General features: G+C 58.7%; 15 protein-coding genes. All 15 read right to left on the bottom strand.

Going from position 1 to position 17,321, the window contains the following annotated elements:
• Positions 1-51: 51 nt before the first annotated feature.
• Positions 52-2,292, bottom strand: coding sequence for an RNA polymerase sigma factor RpoD (gene rpoD, locus ABS758_RS12370; RefSeq protein WP_350383240.1), 2,241 nt, complete (start codon positions 2,290-2,292; stop codon positions 52-54).
• Between the two features lie 91 nt (positions 2,293-2,383).
• The gene (dnaG, locus tag ABS758_RS12365) at positions 2,384-4,357 is read right to left on the bottom strand and encodes a DNA primase (RefSeq protein WP_350383242.1); all 1,974 of its coding nucleotides are present in this window, start codon (positions 4,355-4,357) and stop codon (positions 2,384-2,386) included.
• The gene (gene rpsU, locus ABS758_RS12360; RefSeq protein WP_298015764.1) at positions 4,358-4,570 is read right to left on the bottom strand and encodes a 30S ribosomal protein S21; all 213 of its coding nucleotides are present in this window, start codon (positions 4,568-4,570) and stop codon (positions 4,358-4,360) included.
• Between the two features lie 161 nt (positions 4,571-4,731).
• On the bottom strand, positions 4,732-5,289 hold the full coding sequence (locus tag ABS758_RS12355; RefSeq protein ID WP_350383245.1) for a phosphoribosyltransferase: 558 nt from the start codon (positions 5,287-5,289) through the stop codon (positions 4,732-4,734).
• A 72-nt stretch (positions 5,290-5,361) separates the two neighbouring features.
• The gene (locus ABS758_RS12350) at positions 5,362-6,657 is read right to left on the bottom strand and encodes an adenylosuccinate synthase (protein ID WP_350383247.1); all 1,296 of its coding nucleotides are present in this window, start codon (positions 6,655-6,657) and stop codon (positions 5,362-5,364) included.
• A gap of 55 nt (positions 6,658-6,712) precedes the next feature.
• Positions 6,713-7,876 (bottom strand): ATP phosphoribosyltransferase regulatory subunit, encoded by a 1,164-nt coding sequence (locus ABS758_RS12345; RefSeq protein ID WP_350383329.1) that lies wholly within the window; start codon positions 7,874-7,876, stop codon positions 6,713-6,715.
• Between the two features lie 93 nt (positions 7,877-7,969).
• Positions 7,970-8,863, bottom strand: coding sequence for a protease modulator HflC (gene hflC / locus ABS758_RS12340; RefSeq protein ID WP_350383249.1), 894 nt, complete (start codon positions 8,861-8,863; stop codon positions 7,970-7,972).
• A gap of 10 nt (positions 8,864-8,873) precedes the next feature.
• Positions 8,874-10,196, bottom strand: a complete 1,323-nt coding sequence (hflK, locus tag ABS758_RS12335; RefSeq protein ID WP_417252465.1) for an FtsH protease activity modulator HflK — start codon at positions 10,194-10,196, stop codon at positions 8,874-8,876.
• Positions 10,174-11,277 (bottom strand): GTPase HflX, encoded by a 1,104-nt coding sequence (hflX, locus tag ABS758_RS12330; protein ID WP_350383254.1) that lies wholly within the window; start codon positions 11,275-11,277, stop codon positions 10,174-10,176. Before hflX ends, hflK begins: the two co-directional genes overlap by 23 nt.
• A 111-nt stretch (positions 11,278-11,388) precedes the next feature.
• Complete coding sequence (gene hfq, locus ABS758_RS12325) at positions 11,389-11,625, bottom strand: RNA chaperone Hfq (RefSeq protein WP_350383256.1); 237 nt, start codon at positions 11,623-11,625, stop codon at positions 11,389-11,391.
• Between the two features lie 144 nt (positions 11,626-11,769).
• Positions 11,770-12,846, bottom strand: a complete 1,077-nt coding sequence (gene hisC / locus ABS758_RS12320; RefSeq protein ID WP_350383258.1) for a histidinol-phosphate transaminase — start codon at positions 12,844-12,846, stop codon at positions 11,770-11,772.
• Positions 12,843-14,237, bottom strand: a complete 1,395-nt coding sequence (gene der, locus ABS758_RS12315) for a ribosome biogenesis GTPase Der (protein ID WP_350383260.1) — start codon at positions 14,235-14,237, stop codon at positions 12,843-12,845. Before der ends, hisC begins: the two co-directional genes overlap by 4 nt.
• A complete protein-coding gene (gene bamB / locus ABS758_RS12310; protein WP_350383261.1) occupies positions 14,230-15,381 on the bottom strand; it encodes an outer membrane protein assembly factor BamB in 1,152 nt (383 codons plus the stop codon). Before bamB ends, der begins: the two co-directional genes overlap by 8 nt.
• A 5-nt stretch (positions 15,382-15,386) precedes the next feature.
• The gene (locus ABS758_RS12305; RefSeq protein WP_350383262.1) at positions 15,387-16,025 is read right to left on the bottom strand and encodes a YfgM family protein; all 639 of its coding nucleotides are present in this window, start codon (positions 16,023-16,025) and stop codon (positions 15,387-15,389) included.
• 8 nt (positions 16,026-16,033) lie between these two features.
• Positions 16,034-17,320: a histidine--tRNA ligase gene (gene hisS / locus ABS758_RS12300; protein WP_350383263.1), complete on the bottom strand. Its 1,287-nt coding sequence runs from the start codon at positions 17,318-17,320 to the stop codon at positions 16,034-16,036.
• Position 17,321 lies beyond the last annotated feature (1 nt).

The following is a 17,321-nucleotide window of genomic DNA, read 5'->3' as shown; positions in this document are numbered from 1 at the left end:
ACGCCCCCGAACATGGTGATGTACGGGGGCGTGTGATACTGCCAGAAAAGCTTACTGACCTTCGAGGAAGCTCTTGAGCTTATCTGCCCGGCTGGGATGGCGCAGCTTGCGCAAAGCCTTGGCCTCTATTTGGCGAATGCGCTCGCGGGTGACATCAAACTGCTTGCCTACCTCTTCGAGGGTCTGGTCGGTGCTCATCTCGATACCGAAACGCATGCGCAGCACCTTGGCTTCGCGGGGTGTCAGGGAATCAAGCACCTCTTTGACCACATCCCGCATGGAGCCATGCAGGGCGAAATCGGAGGGCGACACCGTACCGGTATCTTCGATGAAATCGCCCAGATGGGAGTCATCATCATCCCCAATCGGGGTTTCCATCGAGATGGGTTCTTTGGCGATTTTCAGGATCTTGCGAACCTTGTCCTCGGGCATGTCCATCTTTTGTGCCAGGGTTGCGGGATCAGGCTCGGCGCCGGTTTCCTGCAGGATCTGACGATTGATGCGGTTCATCTTGTTGATCGTCTCGATCATGTGCACCGGAATCCGGATGGTGCGCGCCTGATCGGCGATTGAACGGGTGATTGCCTGCCGAATCCACCAAGTGGCATACGTGGAAAACTTGTATCCGCGCCGATACTCGAACTTGTCGACCGCCTTCATGAGACCAATATTGCCCTCCTGGATGAGATCCAGGAACTGCAGGCCCCGATTGGTGTACTTTTTGGCGATGGAAATGACCAACCGCAGGTTGGCTTCGGTCATTTCGCGCTTGGCCTTGCGGGCCTTGGCTTCGCCAGTGGCCATGCGCTTGTTGACATCTTTGAGGTCTTTGAGAGGCAGCACAACACTGCGCTGCAGTTCGATCAGCTTTTGCTGAACCTCCTGAACCGCGGGCGCATGGCGCTCGAGGGTTTCGGAATACGCATACCCACCCTGCACTTCCTGGACGACCCAATCAAGGTTGGTTTCATTGCCAGGAAACGCCTTGATGAAATGGGTGCGTGGCATGCCGGCACGGGTGACACAGATGGCCATGGCTGCACGCTCTTGGCGGCGAACCTCGGCTACTTGCGAGCGCAGGGCATCCGCCAGGCGCTCGACCATCTTGGCGGTAAAGCGCACGCCTGAGAGCTCGGTGTGAATGGCCTCGCGGGCTTCGACGTAAGCCGGTGAACGGTAGCCTTCGTTTTCGAAGGCCAGACGCATTTTGTCGAACCAGGATTCGATGACGTCAAATTTCTTGAGCGCCTTGGCCCGCAGATACTCAAGCTGCTTGCTGCTCATCCCGCCGGCGGGACCGTCATCATCGTCGGAGGTGACGCCGGAGCCTGCGTAGTCTTCGCCTTCTTCGTCAATCAGGCCATCGACCACTTCGTCGATCTGCGCCGAGCCATCACGCACCTTGCGGATATGTTCAAGGATCTCGTTGACGGTGGTGGGGCATGCGGCAATCGCCATCACCATGTGCTTGAGACCATCCTCGATGCGCTTGGCGATTTCGATCTCGCCTTCGCGGGTGAGGAGCTCGACGGTGCCCATTTCGCGCATGTACATGCGAACGGGGTCGGTGGTGCGGCCAAAATCGGAATCGACAGTGGTCAACGCGGCCTCAGCCTCGTCCTCGACATCGTCGTCGCTGGACGCCGACGGCACGTTATCGCTCATCAGCAGGGTTTCGGCATCCGGTGCCTGGTCGTAGACCTTGATCCCCATGTCGTTGAACGTGCTGATGATACCGTCGATTGCTTCAGCATCGACCAGATCGTCTGGCAGATGATCGTTGATCTCGCCATAGGTAAGATAGCCGCGCTCTTTGCCCAGTTTGATCAGGATTTTCAGGCGATTGCGGCGTGCTTCTTGTTCTTCGGGTGTCATCTGGCTGCGCGAGGGGCTTTCTTTTTCGCCCTTGGCACGCTTGCCCCGCTTGGGCAGCGGTTTCAGATCGGGAATGACTTCACCATCATCCGCATCGTCGTTGACGTAATCCGCATTGTCGTTGTTGCCGCCCTTGGCTGGGCGGCCAGGCTTACGCCCGCTGGGCACCTTGGCCACACGAGCCTCGCCTGCCTTTTTAGCGGTTTTTTTAGGAGCGGTTTTTGTGGCCACAGGGGTCTTGGCAGCCGCCTTGGCTTTTGCGGGGGCTTTAGCAGCCTTTTTTGCCGCTGCAGGCTCGGCCGCTACCGTCGCACTGGCCGCCTTGACCACGGAGTCGAGCTCGGTGCTCTGCGCCTTGGTTTTTTTGGCAGCTGCCTTTTTGGCGGCTGCAGGGGTTTTGCCAGTTGCTTGGGTCATGTGCTCTTTCCGTTGTCAGTTCGGTTGACAGTGTTATGAAGGCGTTCAACTTATTGAAAACCATGTAGTTTACTGCAGTTAACAGGAAGATTCATCCTGTTCGCGACTTCAGCCGTGCCAACCGCCGGCTGAGGTCTTGGTAGCGCTGGCGCTGGGTTTTGTCCGTCAGGCCCGTCTCGATGAGACGATCGCACTGCTCCTGTACAGATTGCAGTTCAATCTGATGCAGGGCATCCCGCCACTCGGCCCGAGGATCAGGTAATTCTTGCGCCATTAGCTCGGTACTCAGATCCTGTATCGCGCTGGCCAGATCGGATTCGGGATCCGCTGCCTCAAGCAGGGCCCCCGCATGCCGTGCACCACTGGTACTGGCCAACGCGATCAGATCCCGTACCAACAAGAGATGGGGATGATGTGCCAATAATTCAAGCTGCTGATCGCCCAGGCCCTCAACAAGCTCGGGGTGCGCCAACAACAACTGCAACAGGCGCCGCGCCATCGGCGTCACGGTACGTGCCGTTGTACGCCGGGTTCGGTGCCGCTTGCCAGGCACCCGTGGCGTACCTTGGCTCTGGGCAGATCCATTCATCCCCGGGAAGGATTCAGGATCCTGCACACGTTCCCATCCCACATTGGGCTCCCACCCTGCCTCTCCCGCTTGCGCTGCGGTTGCATCATGCTGGCCCCAGGCCGGCTCGCCTCTGGTACCTGACGGAAGGTTTTCAGGCTTGCGTATCGACACAGGCTTGAGTTCTCCCGTCTGTGGCGCCGAGCCTCCTGCTTCCAGCATCTCGGCCAATTCGTCAGGCGTCAGACGCACCAATTGTGCAAACTCACGCTCCAGCTGGAGCCGGAATCCGCCGGATGGAATCTGGGCAAACAGCGGCCTGGCCTCGTGCACACACGCCGCCCTGCCCTCCACCTCGTTGAGCGAATGGCGGCTGGCAAGCTCATCAAGCATGAACCGCGACAAGGGCGAGGCTTCGTCCAGGCACGCCCGCAAAGCGGCGGCACCATACGCACGAATGTAGGAATCTGGATCTTGCCCTTCAGGCAAAAACAGAAACCGCATCGACACGTCTTCTGCCACCCAAGGCAAGCACGCCTGCAATGCACGCCACGCGGCCTTGCGGCCCGCATTGTCACCATCAAAGCTGAAGATGATCCGGTCGCTGGCCCGACACAGTTTCTGCAAATGCGCACTGGTCGTGGAGGTACCCAGAGTGGCCACCGCATTGCCCAGACCAAACTGGGCCAGCGCCACCACATCCATGTAGCCCTCAACCACCAGCACGCAGCCTTCAGCACGAATGCCCGCCCGCGCCTCATGCAAACCATAGAGCTCGTTACCCTTGGAAAACAGCGCGGTCTCGGGTGAATTCAGATATTTGGGCTCGCCCGCCTCAATGAGACGGCCACCAAACCCAAGCAGCTGACCACGCCCGTTATAAATCGGAAACATGATCCGGCCACGAAAACGGTCGTGCCGGCGCCCATCCTCCGCCTCGATCACCAGACCGGACTCGATCAGTGCCGGCTCTTCGTAGTGCTCGAAGACCGCCGCCAAACCGCGGCGATCAGCCGCTGCCCAGCCCAGCCCGTAGCGCGCAGCGATTTCCCCGCTTAAGCCGCGCTTTTTTAAGTACGCAACTGCCTGTGGCGCCTGCTTGAGCGCCGCCCGGTAATGTGCCTGAGCCTGTTGCAGGATGTCGCGCTGACGGGAGCCTTCTTCGCGCCGCTCGCGCTCGGCCGCGCGCTGCCTGGGCGTACGGGGCTCTTCCGGCACGGTGAGCCCGACACTGGCTGCCAGCGTGCGCACGGCTTCCGGAAAGGGAGCCCCCGTATGTTCTGTCAGGAAGTGCAATGCACTGCCATGCGCACCGCAGCCGAAACAGTGATAGAACTGCTTGCTGGGGCTGACGGTAAACGAGGGTGTTTTTTCTGTGTGAAAAGGGCACAAACCCAGCAGGTTTGCGCCCCCTTTGCGCAGCTGAACATATCGGCCTACAACATCGACGATATCGACGCGCGCGAGTAGTTCCTGGATGAAGGATTCAGGAATCAATCAATAGAGTCGCGGCGGCAGTTGTTGGCTGCGGATGCGCTTGTAGTGACGCTTGACGGCAGCAGCCAGCTTGCGCTTACGCTCTGCGGTGGGCTTCTCGTAGAACTCGCGTGAGCGAAGCTCGGTGAGCAAACCGGTTTTTTCGATGGTGCGCTTAAAGCGCCGCAGGGCAGCCTCGAAGGGCTCGTTTTCTTTAAGGCGAACAATCGGCATGTAAATCCTTGGATGGCCTGTACAAAATCATGGGTGTCGGCCTGCTTGCTGCCGGTGCGCCCACGGTGAAAATTATAAAAACCAGCCCAAATTAGCTTGGTAACTGGACAGCAGAAGATTCTAGCATGGATCCATGGATGAATCCATGCCTGTGGTTGTTATTACGGATTTGGATACGCCGTGCGCACGCCCTTGCGAATCCAGGACTCAAGCTGGTGTGGCCGCAGGCTGTCATAGTCTTCGAAGGGTTGATGGATCCACGGGTTGGTGGGCAGCTGCTCGATAAAATAATCGGGTTGCACCTGGGCATGGCCCTTTTGCCACAATACCGCCGTGCGAAGCTCGGTGATGCCCGGAAACTGATGCAGGAGATGGTCGCGCACCCGGGTAAAGGTAAGCCCGGTGTCTACCATATCATCAACCAGCAACACCTTGCCATCCAGGGTGCCACGCGTAATGGTAATGAACTGGGCAATATCCAGCTGGCCTTGCACCGTACCCGCCGCTTCGCGGTAGCTGCTGGTAGCCAAAATGCCCAAAGGCAAATCAAAAATACGCGAGAGCACATCACCCACGCGGACACCCCCTCGGGCCAGACACAGGATTTTGTCGAAGGCCCAGCCAGACTCATGCACCTGCAAAGCCAGCTGTTCGATCAACGCGTGGTATTGCTCCCAGCTGATCCAGAGGTCGCGATCAGTGCTCGGTGGTGTACTCATGGTGTGTCCTGTTGCTTGCAAGAAGAGTGAAATCAAAAAACCGCAAGTTGCCTTGCGGTTTTGCCTAACGCATCAACCTTGAAACGGATGACGCAACACGATGGTTTCCAGCCGGTCGGGGCCTGTGGAAACCATGTCAATGGGTACATCGCACACCTCGGCAATGCGCTCGAGGTAGCGGCGGGCATTGACCGGCAGCTTGTCGTACTCGGTGATACCCACGGTGGATTCCGTCCAGCCGGCCATTTCTTCGAGGACAGGCTCGGCCTCGGCGGCTGCGTGCGCGCCGTAGGGGAGCACGTCGAGGAACTGCCCCTTGTAACGATAGCCCACACCGATCTTGATCTGTTCGACGCCGTCGAGCACATCCAGCTTGGTGATGCACAGGCCGGTTAAGCCGTTGATCATGACCGAGCGTTTCATGGCAGCGCCATCAAACCAGCCGCAGCGGCGCGGACGGCCCGTAACGGAACCGAATTCTTTGCCCACCGTAGCGAGACGCAGACCTGTATCATCCAGCAGCTCTGTGGGGAATGGGCCGGAGCCCACCCGTGTGGTGTAGGCCTTGGCGATACCCAGCACATAATCCAGTGCCTGCGGACCAACACCCGTACCCGCTGCAGCGGCACCTGCAACACAATTGCTGCTGGTGACAAACGGGTAGGTTCCGTGATCGATATCCAGCAAAGTGCCTTGTGCACCCTCGAAGAGCAAGTTGTGCCCTGCCCTGCGCGCAACATAAATGTTGCTGGAGACATCGGCCACCATGGGCTCGATCTGGCGGGCGAGCGCCATGACCTGATCCCGCACGGCACTGGCTTCAACCGCCTTGGCACCCAGGTACTGGGTAAGCACAAAGTTGTGATAATCCAGGACTTCGGCCAGCTTTTCGTCAAACACAGCGGGATCATAGAGATCCTGGACACGCAGCGCGCGACGGGCAACCTTGTCTTCGTAGGCCGGGCCAATGCCACGGCCAGTGGTACCAATCTTGCCCTCGCCCTTGCGGGCCTCGCGGGCCTGATCCAGCGCCACGTGGTAAGGCAAAATCAGCGGGCAGGCCGCAGAAATCTGCAGGCGGGAACGCACTTCCAGCCCGGCCGCTTCGAGTTCGGCGATCTCGCCGAGCAAGGCTTCTGGCGACAGCACAACCCCATTGCCGATGTAGCAGGTAACGTGTGGGTGCATGATTCCGGAAGGGATCAACCGCAGAATGGTTTTTTTACCATTGATCCACAAAGTGTGGCCGGCATTGTGCCCCCCCTGGAAGCGCACGACGCCCTGGGCAGACTCTGCGAGCCAATCCACGATTTTGCCCTTGCCTTCGTCACCCCACTGGGTGCCGATCACGACGATGTTCTTGCTCATAAGCCCTGACTGTGGCGACACCATGTCACCTTGCGAAACGAATAAGTTTATACCATCAGACGGCGAGGGTTCGCAGAACCCACTTGCCATCCACTAAAACCAGCTCTTGATCGACGCTGAATTCGTCGAACTGCTGAGGTTCTCCTGGCAGGCTCTGGATCACAATCTGCCCGCCGCTGCGCAGCTTGGCTACCGCCTGCGCGAGCGCAGGATCATCCGACCAAGGTGCACGAACGGCCTGAGCCTGACGCGCATCCGGCAAGCCTGCCGACAACTTGCGAAGATCGAGGCTGAAGCCAGTAGCCGGCCGCGAGCGCCCAAATTTTCGCCCAATACCATCATAGCGTCCGCCCCTGACAATCGCGTCATGCCAGCCGGCCGCGTAAATCGAAAACACCACCCCCGAGTGATAGCCATAACTGCCACCCATGTCCGCAAGGTCGATTGCAATCGTGGCCTCTGCCAGCGCATCACACAATGTTTGCAAGGCGTCCAGTGCCGCATGGATGGGAGGCAGCGCCGGCAGACATTGCCGGGCCCGTTGCACCGTCTGCAAATCACCGTACAGGGTGGTCAGCGTGCGAAGCGCCTGCCGGGTTTCTGGACGTGCGCCTTGCTGGTCGCACAAAGCTTCGAGCCCTGGCACATCCTTGGCACTGAGCAGGTCGTAGATCTCGTCTGATACCTCGGCCAGCGCGGGATCGGCATCCACCAGCGCACGCCCCACACCGGGGTGATTGAGATCGAGTCGGGGTTGTTGAACACCGGCCCGGCGCACCGAAGCCAGGGCCAATTGCACGGCCTCGATATCCGACTGCACGCCGGCATGGCCAAAAATTTCGGCGCCGATCTGCAGCAGCTCGCGGTCAGACATCAGCCCTGAAGGCCGCGCATGCACCACTGGCCCGCAATAACAAAGCCGCGTCACACCCGGGCGATTCAGAAGATGGGCATCAATACGGGAGACTTGCACGGTAATATCAGCCCGCACACCCATAGTAAGCCCGGATAGCTGATCCACCAGCTTGCAGGTGCGCAGGCGCAGGCCCTCATCATCTGCCAACATCAAGGAATCCAGGTACTCGACCATCGGCGGTGCAACCAGTTCAAAGCCGTAGGTACGATAAAGATCGAGGAGTTCGCGGCGCAGTTCTTCGATACGCCGCGCCTCGGCCGGCAGGATATCCGACAGATTTTCCGGCAACAGCCAGTTTGAAATCATGGTGTGTTTATTCCAAAATCAGATCCGGCACGAATCAACCCGGCCAGAACCCCGAAAACAAGGGGCCGAGGCCGGGTTGGCTAGTGGAATTTAATGCGCGGGGGCGGCCGGAGGCGTGCCCCGTGCGTTGTCCCAGTAGCGGAAGAAGTCTGAATCAGGGCTCAGAACCAAGGTGCTGCCGTTACCCGAGAATGCAGATCTATAAGCATCCAGGCTCTTGTAGAAGCGATAGAACTCGGGGTTCTGCCCATACGAGCGGGCGTAAATGGCCGCTGCGGTTGCATCACCCTCGCCTCGCTTGGCTTGGGATTCTGCATATGCACGCGCCAAAACCTCCTGGCGCTTGCGATCGGCTTCGGCACGGATACGCTCGCTGTCGGCTGCACCACTGGCGCGCAGACGGTTGGCCTCCTGTTTGCGTTCAGCCTCCATACGGCGATAGACAGACTCGGAGATCTCTGGCGCGAAATCAATCCGGCGCAAGCGTACATCCACGACATCCACCCCCAGCGGCTTGGCCCTTTGAGCCACCGAATTCTGGATTTCTTTCATGATGGTGTCCCGATCGCTGGAAACCACCTGCTTGACTGTCCGCACGTTAACCGCTGCGTTCAGGGCATCGCGGATCTGGGCCTGGAGACGTTCGACAGCGGCGCCGCTATTGGCCCCGAAGGTAACGTAGTAAAGGCGCGGGTCTGCAATACGCCATTTCACAAAAGAATCGATCAGCAGGTTCTTTTTCTCGGCGGTCTGAATACGCTCGGGATCACGGCTTTCGATGGTCTGAAGCCGTTTGTCGAGGTAAACCACGTTTTCGAAGGGTGGCGGGTATTTAAAGTAGAGGCCGGGTTCTGTGATGGTTTCTCGCACTTCGCCCAGCGCAAACAGCAGGGCCGAATCGCGCTCGCGCACCACAAACAGGCTGGATGACAAGATAGCCACCACGACAACCAGACCAACCAGGGCAGGAAAAAAGCGTTGCATCAATAAGCTCCTAGTTTGAGTACGGGCTGCTCATCAGGCCGTTCAGGCCGGAAGGCACGGATCCCCGGGTAGAGGATGCCGGGCCGGACGAAGACCCCTTGCTGGAACTTGCCTGAGCAGAAGCTGCCGCACTGACAGTAGAGCTGCTGGAGGAGCTTGAGCCCGCGTCGCCGCTGCCTGAACTGGAGGAACCACCTTTGCCTGAGCCCACCTGGTTCATGATCTTGTCGAGGGGCAAATACAGCATGTTATTGCCCACAGGCGCATCAATCATGACCTTGGCTGTATCGCTGAGGATATCTTGCATGGTTTCAAGATAGATACGATCTCGGGTGATGTCTGGTGCCTTGGCGTATTCGGTGGCAATGCTGTCAAAACGCGACGTATTACCTTGTGCTTCGCCAATCACCTTGGCACTGTAGCCCTCGGATTCCTGGATCATCCGGGCCGCCTGGCCTTCGGCTTCGGGCAGCACCTTGCTGGCGTACGCATTACCTTCGTTGATCTGGCGTTCACGATCCTGGCCTGCCTTCACGGCATCATCAAAAGCAGCCTGAACCTGCTCGGGCGGCTGAACGTTTTGAATAGCAACGGTTGAAATCTGGATCCCGGTTTCATAGCGATCAAGAATGCTTTGTGCCAGTTCCTGGACCTCGGTGGCAACTTCGGTACGCCCGGAGTACAGCACGAAGTCCATGGGCTTGCGGCCAACGATTTCGCGCATCGCGGTTTCGGCAGCCTGGCGGACAGACTCGTCGGGTTGGCTGGTGTTAAACAGATAGGCAGGCGCGCCATCTGCCCGCAACCGATACTGCACCACAAACTGCACATCGACGATGTTTTCGTCGTTGGTCAGCATAAGGGATTCGGACAGTACCTTATTGCGCGACGACCCACGAAAACCGACTTCGAATGTCCGCAGTTGGGCGATATTGACATCCTGGGAGTTTTCGATGGGTGACGGCCAGCGCCATTGCAAGCCCGGGCTAAACGTATGCACATACTTGCCAAACCGGGTAACTACCGCCACCTGGCCTTCTTGCACAATCATGAAGCCACTGGCCAACCAGAGCAAAATGGCGGCAATAATCACCAGCAGAACAAATTTGGGTGACGGCCCCGGCAACGATGGCAAGCCACCGCCCGATGGGCGACGCGGCCCACCGCCTCCGCCACGGCGACCAAACAGCCCGGACAGGCGTTTATTAAAATCACGCCAGACTTCATCCAGATCAGGTGGACCACCCGCCGAATTAGGTTTTTCTGGTGGGGTGTTATCCTGATTTTGCTGACCGCGCCCCCAGCCCGGATCATTCAGGTTGAACAGTTTCATTCCACGCATTGTTTCCCGTTGACCCCCCAAACTCGGCAATCGATTGCCGCAAACCATCCAGCCCGCTTCGTTGCAGCGCACTGACAAAGACTCGCGCAATCGTACCATGTTCGTTTCTTTCGACCCGCGGTTCATATCCCGCAGCATCGATTTTGTTGTAAACCAAAATCTGCGGAATATCATCCGCACCAATATCTTTTAAAACCTTATTGACCTCGAACGCCTGCTCGTCGCGTTGCGGGCTGGCGGCGTCGATGACATGCAGCAATAAATCAGCATGCACGGTTTCCTCGAGTGTCGCCCGGAATGCCGCGATCAGGGTGGGCGGCAAAGAGCGAATAAACCCAACCGTATCAGACACCACAACCTGGCCCGCACCTTCAATCCAGACTTTGCGAGTTGTGGTATCCAGTGTCGCAAACAATTGATCTGCCGCATAGGCATCTGCCCGCGTCAGGGCATTGAACAAGGTGGATTTCCCTGCATTGGTATAACCCACCAGGGATACCGACAAGGTCTGCCCACGCTGGCGCGCCCGCCGCTGGGTCAGACGTTGGCGCTGAACGCGATCAAGGCGGTCTCGCAAGGCCCGCACACGCGCCCCGATCAGGCGTCGGTCAGTTTCGAGTTGGGACTCACCCGGCCCGCGCACCCCGATGCCGCCACTTTGGCGTTCGAGGTGAGTCCACATGCGGGTAAGGCGGGTGGACAAATGCTGAAGCTGGGCGAGCTCAACCTGCAACTTGCCCTCATGGCTGTGGGCTCGTAGCGCGAAAATGTCCAGGATCAGGGCCACGCGATCGACCACCCGAACCTCGAAGTGGCGCTCGAGGTTGCGCTGCTGGGCTGGGCTGAGAGGTTGGTCGAACAGGACGACCTCGGCACCCGTTGCCTTGACCAAAGCAGCTGCCTCTTCGATTTTTCCGGAGCCAATAAAGCCTGCAGCATCCGGCCGGCTGCGCCGTACGGACAGCACTTCGACGATCTCTGCACCCGCCCCTCGGGCCAGCATGAGAAATTCCTCAGCATGCGCCGTGTAGTCGGACTCACCGAGATCGACGCTGATGACCAGCGCGATCATGCACACCCCCAGGCAGCGGGCTGAATGGCCGTGCCTGCCCACACCCCAAAACGAAGACCCGCCAATGCCACAGGCACGGCGGGCTGAAAAGCAGTGTGTTTGCTCTGGGCGTTATTCAGCAGAGTCGTCCACCTGAAAAGAAACCGGCCGGGCTGGAACCACGGTAGAAATCGCGTGCTTGTACACCATCTGCGTGACGGTATTGCGCAACAACACAACATACTGATCGAAGGATTCGACCTGGCCTTGCAGCTTGATGCCATTGACCAGATAGATAGAGACAGGAATGTGGTCCTTGCGCAAGGCATTGAGGAATGGGTCTTGAAGAATTTGACCTTTATTGCTCATGGACGGGGGCTCCGGTTATTGAAGTTATGATTAGGATGCTCTGTGTCGCCGGAAGGCGTATGGCAGAGCGGTCCGGCCGTGTATTTTAATGCCAATCGTGCACCGCAGCACGCTTGCCCGGCACACCAAGGAAACGTCTGCGGATTAATCCGACAGAATACCCTTGAGCGTATCACACAAGCGTTGGCATTGTTCTGGCGTCCCCACTGTAATGCGCAGGTAATCATTGATCCGTGGTGCCTGAAAATGCCGCACCAAAATCCCGTGATCCCGCAAACGACGGGCAATCACGACCGCGTCCTGGCTACGATGCCGTGCAAACACAAAATTTGTGCTGGACGGCAAAACACTAAAGCCCAAGGCCTGCAGCTCTGTCGAAAGTTTTTCACGCGATTGCACGACGGCCTGGCAGGTTTGCTCGAACCAGGCCTCGTCTTCGATGGCCGCCTGGGCGCCTGCCAGGGCCACCTGATCAAGCGGATACGAGTTGAAACTATCCTTTACCCGCAACAGCCCGTTGATGAGCTCGGTGGACGCCAAGGCGTACCCAACCCTCAAGCCGGCCAAAGAGCGTGATTTTGACAAAGTGTGAACCACCACCAGATTGGGATAACGTCCCAGCAGGGAGGCGGCAGACTCTGCCCCAAAATCCACATAGGCTTCGTCGATCACCACGGCGCAATCCCGCCGTGCCTGTGCAATGGCGGCAATCGATCCGAGATCCAGGGCACACCCGGTGGGCGCATTCGGGTTGGCAAAGATAATCCCGGCAGGTTCCTGATCTGTGTCTCCAGTGTAATCCCCAATCCGCAGCGTAAAGTCGTCTGCCAGCGGGATCAGCCGATGGGGCACATCGTAAAATCGGCAATAGGTACGATAAAAGCTGTAAGTGACATCGGGCAGCCAGAGCGCACGCTCACCGCGCCTGAAAAACGCGTTAAACACATGCGCCAGGATCTCGTCGGAACCATTGCCCAGAAACACCTGATCAGGCTCAAGCCGGAAACGGCGAGCCACTGCCCGACGCAATCCCAGCGCCTGATAATCGGGGTAAAGGCGGAGAGCATCAGAGATGGCCGCCTGCATGGCAGCCAAGGCCTTGGGTGAAGGCCCATATGGGTTCTCGTTGGTATTGAGCTTTAACAAATTGGGGATGCGCGCCTGCTCGCCGGGAACATACGGCACCAACCCTGCGATGTGATCACTCCAGAGGGCACTCACGACTCTGCGTCCTTAAGGTAGGGGTTGTGAGAAGACTTGAACTCGACACTGAGCGGCGTACCCAAAAGCTTGAAGGCATCACGAAACTGCCCCTCGAGGTAGCGCCGATAGGAATCCGGCACAGCATCCAGTGCATTGCCATGGATGATGATGCGTGGCGGGTTTTGGCCGCCCTGGTGGGCATAGCGCATCTTGGGCCGGAAAATACCTTTGCGTGGAGGCGGCTGCTGTTCGACGGCCGCTTGCAAAATACGCGTCAGTTTGGGCGTGGACAGCTTGGCAAACGCTGCGGCATGCGCCGCCTCGACAGCCTTGAGCACTGCGCTGACACCCTGCCCTTTGAGCGCCGACATATGCACAACCCGCGCAAACGACAAAAAGCGCAATTTGCGATCGTACTCGCGCTGCACCCACTCTCGTTGCTCTTGGGTAACCGCATCCCACTTGTTTAGACCCACCACCAGTGCCCGGCCCGCTTCGAGTGCAAAGCCGGCGATGTGGGCGTCTTGGTCTGACACTCCATCCTGCGCATCGATAAGCAGCAACACCACATTGGCTGCCTCAATGGCCTGAAGCGTTTTGATAACCGAGAATTTTTCGACTGTTTCAAAGACCTTGCCCCGCCGGCGCAAACCGGCTGTATCGATCAGGGTATAGCGCCGCTCGCCGCGCTGGAACTCGATCTCGATGGCGTCCCGGGTAGTGCCGGGGAGATCATAGGCAATGACCCGCTCTTCTCCGACCAAGGTATTGATGAGCGTGGACTTGCCAACATTTGGCCGTCCGGCAATCGCCAGCTTGATCCGGTGATCAGGCGTCTGTGCAGCGCCCTCCGCAGCATGATCGGCCTCGCTGCTTTCATCGTCGAGAGGCTTGGAGGCGACCAACAAAGGTGCCAATGCATCATCAACCAGTGCAGACACGCCATCGCCATGCGCGGCAGAGATAGCATGCGGCTCGCCCAGGCCCAGCTCATGAAACTGGGCGAGATCAGCGTGATCTCGCATACCTTCGGCTTTATTGACAGTCAGCAATACCCGTTGCCCGGACTTGCGCAACAGCCGCGCAATTTCGTGATCGTGGGCATTGATGCCTTCACGACCATCCACCAGGAACAACACGACATCGGACTCGGCAATGGCTTGCGTTGTCTGGCGCGCCATCTCCACCAGAATCCCCCGTGTTGAGACGGGTTCAAACCCCCCGGTATCCACCACGATGAAGGGCTGATCCCCCATCCTGCCCTCGCCATAATGGCGATCACGGGTAAGACCGGAAATATTGGCCACCAAGGCCGCGCGCGACCGCGTCAGGCGATTGAAGAGCGTTGATTTGCCCACGTTGGTGCGCCCCACAAGGGCCACCACAGGCTTGAATCGGAGGTCAGTCACTGACACCTACCAGGGAGAGATTGCCATTATTTGTCTGAACCAAAACCCCACGCGGGGTGGCCAGCAAAGCAGACTGGATGGGGTCGCTACCTATCTGGGTGCGCGCCAGCAAGGCGCCATCGGTACGCGACAGGAAATGCAGATAACCCTGGTAGTCGCCAACCACCACCACATTCTTGATAACAGCTGGCGCAGACAAGCGGCGGTTAAGCAACGCTGCCTGCTTCCAGTATTGGTGACCGTCTTTCAGGTCAAGCGCATGAACACGGTCGCGCAGATCAGGTAGATAGATCCGCTGTCCGTCGGTAACCATCCCGGTGGCCGACGAAATATCTTGCGACCAGACGGCGCGCCCCCCCTGCGAGACGTCGAAGCAGGTGATACGGCCCTGATAACTTACCCCGCACAAAAGCGGGCCAATGGTAATCGGCTGGCCAACCACATCGCTGATGCGCTCGAGATCGGAGGCCCCCCGGGAAGCAGCGACGGTGCCTTCCCAGCGCACGGCACCAGAGGCCGTATCAATTACCAACAAACGGCCGTTGGGCATACCGGCGATCAGCAGATTGGGTGCCACAGCCATCCGGATGCTGGTGCGCAAGGCCAGTGCGGGGCCCGGACGCTGGATGTTCCAGCGTAATTTCCCCGAGGCCGCATCAAAAGCCTGTATGCGGTAATCCGTGGTGCGGACGGCCACAATTCCGTTGCCTACGGCGGGTGGCACATTGACTGCACTGGCAGCCTGGCTGCGCCAGCGCTCGTGGCCGGTGGCATCATAGGCCACCACAACCCCCTCACGGGTAACCACAGCCGTTGTGTTGCCATCGCTACCCACGCCTGCTTGCAAAGGCTTGTCGTCGACACGCCAGCGTACCGCACCACTGGCAAGATCAAGCGCAACAACCGAGCCAGACGGCGTTGCTGCATAGGCGGTATCGCCCACTACCTGCGGAGCAAAGCCGTAGTCGCCGCCGCTGCCAATAGAGGTGGACCACCGTGTACTCACTGACAGTGATGGGGTGTACTCGGTGAGCTCGGCCGGATCAAACCGGGCGTCGTGGCTGGAAAACAGGCCACAACCGGACAGGCCCACAGCCGCGATGCTGATGACAGCTGCACGAAACAGACGGACAGGGATACGCATGGGGCTCAGGCTCCGTTGGTGGTATCGATTTTGAGCTGGACAATCTGGGCAGCAGGATCGGCACCAAACACCTTAAGTGCCTGGTGCCAGGCCTCGACAGCCTGCTTTGTGTCTCCTTGGGCGGCATAGATATCACCCCGGCGATCTGCATACAAGCCTTCAAAGCCTGCAGGAATGTCTCCCTTGAGCTGATCTTGTGCGGCCGCATACTGCTTCTGGGCCAATAAGACGCCAGCTAGGCGCAAGCGCGCCACTGCCTGGAGTGCAGGCGCAGAGTGATCTTGAGCCAGCCACTGCAACTGCTCTCGTGCGCCGTCGAGGTCTTTGCGTTCTTGCAAGGCCCAGGCAGCGACCAGAACACCGCGGGCTGCATAGCCCGAATCGGCGTAATCGTCTCGTAATGCTGCGCTGGCCGCCTTGATGCGCACCACAGAGTCCTCACCCGGCTGGCTGGCCGCTGTGGTGAGCGCTTCGTAGTAACCCATGGCCTGGCCGGCCTGATGGCCGCTATACCATTGCCAGCCGCGCCAGCCTGCAAAGGCTGCCAATATGGCCAGCACCAGCACCATCAAAAAGGTGCCGTAACGCTCCCACCATGCTTTCAGGGCGTCAATTTTTTCCTGTTCTTCGAGATCGTATGCCATGCCTGTCGTTAGATCCTTTGCTTGAGATAATCAACCAGTTGAGCAAACGCGACTGATTCTTGTTGTGTCGGGGTGTCGTCTTGTCGGGCCCGCAACCATTTGACCGTTGCACATCCCGAGGAGAGCTCATCTTCCCCAACAATAATTGCCACAGCAGCACCGCTGGCATCCGCCCGGCGAAACTGCGATTTAAACCCAGTGGAGCCTGCGTGAACAAGTACCTGTAACCCGGCATCCCGCAACGCTTCTGCCAAACGCACCACCTGGCGCTGGCCGGCATCCCCCTGATGCACCATGTACACCTGACATTCGGCACTGGCCTCCTGGGGGGCATCCTGCTGCCAGAGATCCAGCAAACGTTCCATGCCGATTGCGAAGCCCACGGCCGGTGCAGGCTTGCCGCCCAGCAGCTCGATGAGGCCATCATAGCGCCCACCGCCACATACGGTACCTTGGGCGCCCAGGCGGTCGGTGACCCACTCGAAGACAGTGAGGTTGTAGTAGTCCAGCCCGCGAACCAGTCGCGGGTTTAATGTATAGGAAATACCGGCATCGTCCAGCCGGGCGCACAATCCGGCGTAATGCGCACGAGACTCTGGTCCGAGAAAATCAAACAGGCGCGGTGCGGCATTGGCCATCTCCTGCATGGCGGGATTTTTGGTATCCAGCACCCTGAGCGGATTGCTGTGCATGCGGCGGCGGGCCTCTTCGTCCAGCACGTCGATGTGGCGCTCCAGGTGCTCAATCAAGGCCGCTCGGTGCGCTGCTCTCTCGGTGGCCTGGCCAAGCGAGTTGAGCTCGAGGCGGATATCGTTTAACCCCAGCATGCGCCACAGGCGCGCCAGCATGATGATCAGTTCAGCATCGACATCGGGCCCGGAAAACCCCAGGGCTTCAACGTCGATTTGGTGAAACTGCCGGTAGCGCCCACGTTGAGGCCTTTCGTGACGAAACACGGGCCCCATGGCGTAAATGCGACGCGGACGGTCGTACAAAAAATTGTGTTCAATGGCCGAGCGCACAACCCCTGCCGTAAACTCTGGGCGCATGGTCAGCCGCTCATTGTTTAGCGGGTCGACAAAAGAGTACATTTCTTTTTCGACAATATCCGTGACTTCACCGATGCCACGGGTAAACAGCCGGGTGTGCTCAAGCACCGGCGTACGCATGTTTTGGTAGCCATACGCAGCCAGCCACTGTCGCACCAACGCTTCAAGCTGCTGCCAACGAGAGGACTCGGGCGGCAAAGTATCTTTCATGCCGGTCAGGCCGGCGAGTTTCTTGAATTCGGACATG

The organism is Castellaniella sp. FW104-7C03, assembly GCF_040276085.1.
Classification (GTDB): domain Bacteria; phylum Pseudomonadota; class Gammaproteobacteria; order Burkholderiales; family Burkholderiaceae_B; genus Castellaniella.
Note: the sequence above shows the minus strand (reverse complement) of the source record. Positions and strands in the feature narration are given on the sequence as shown.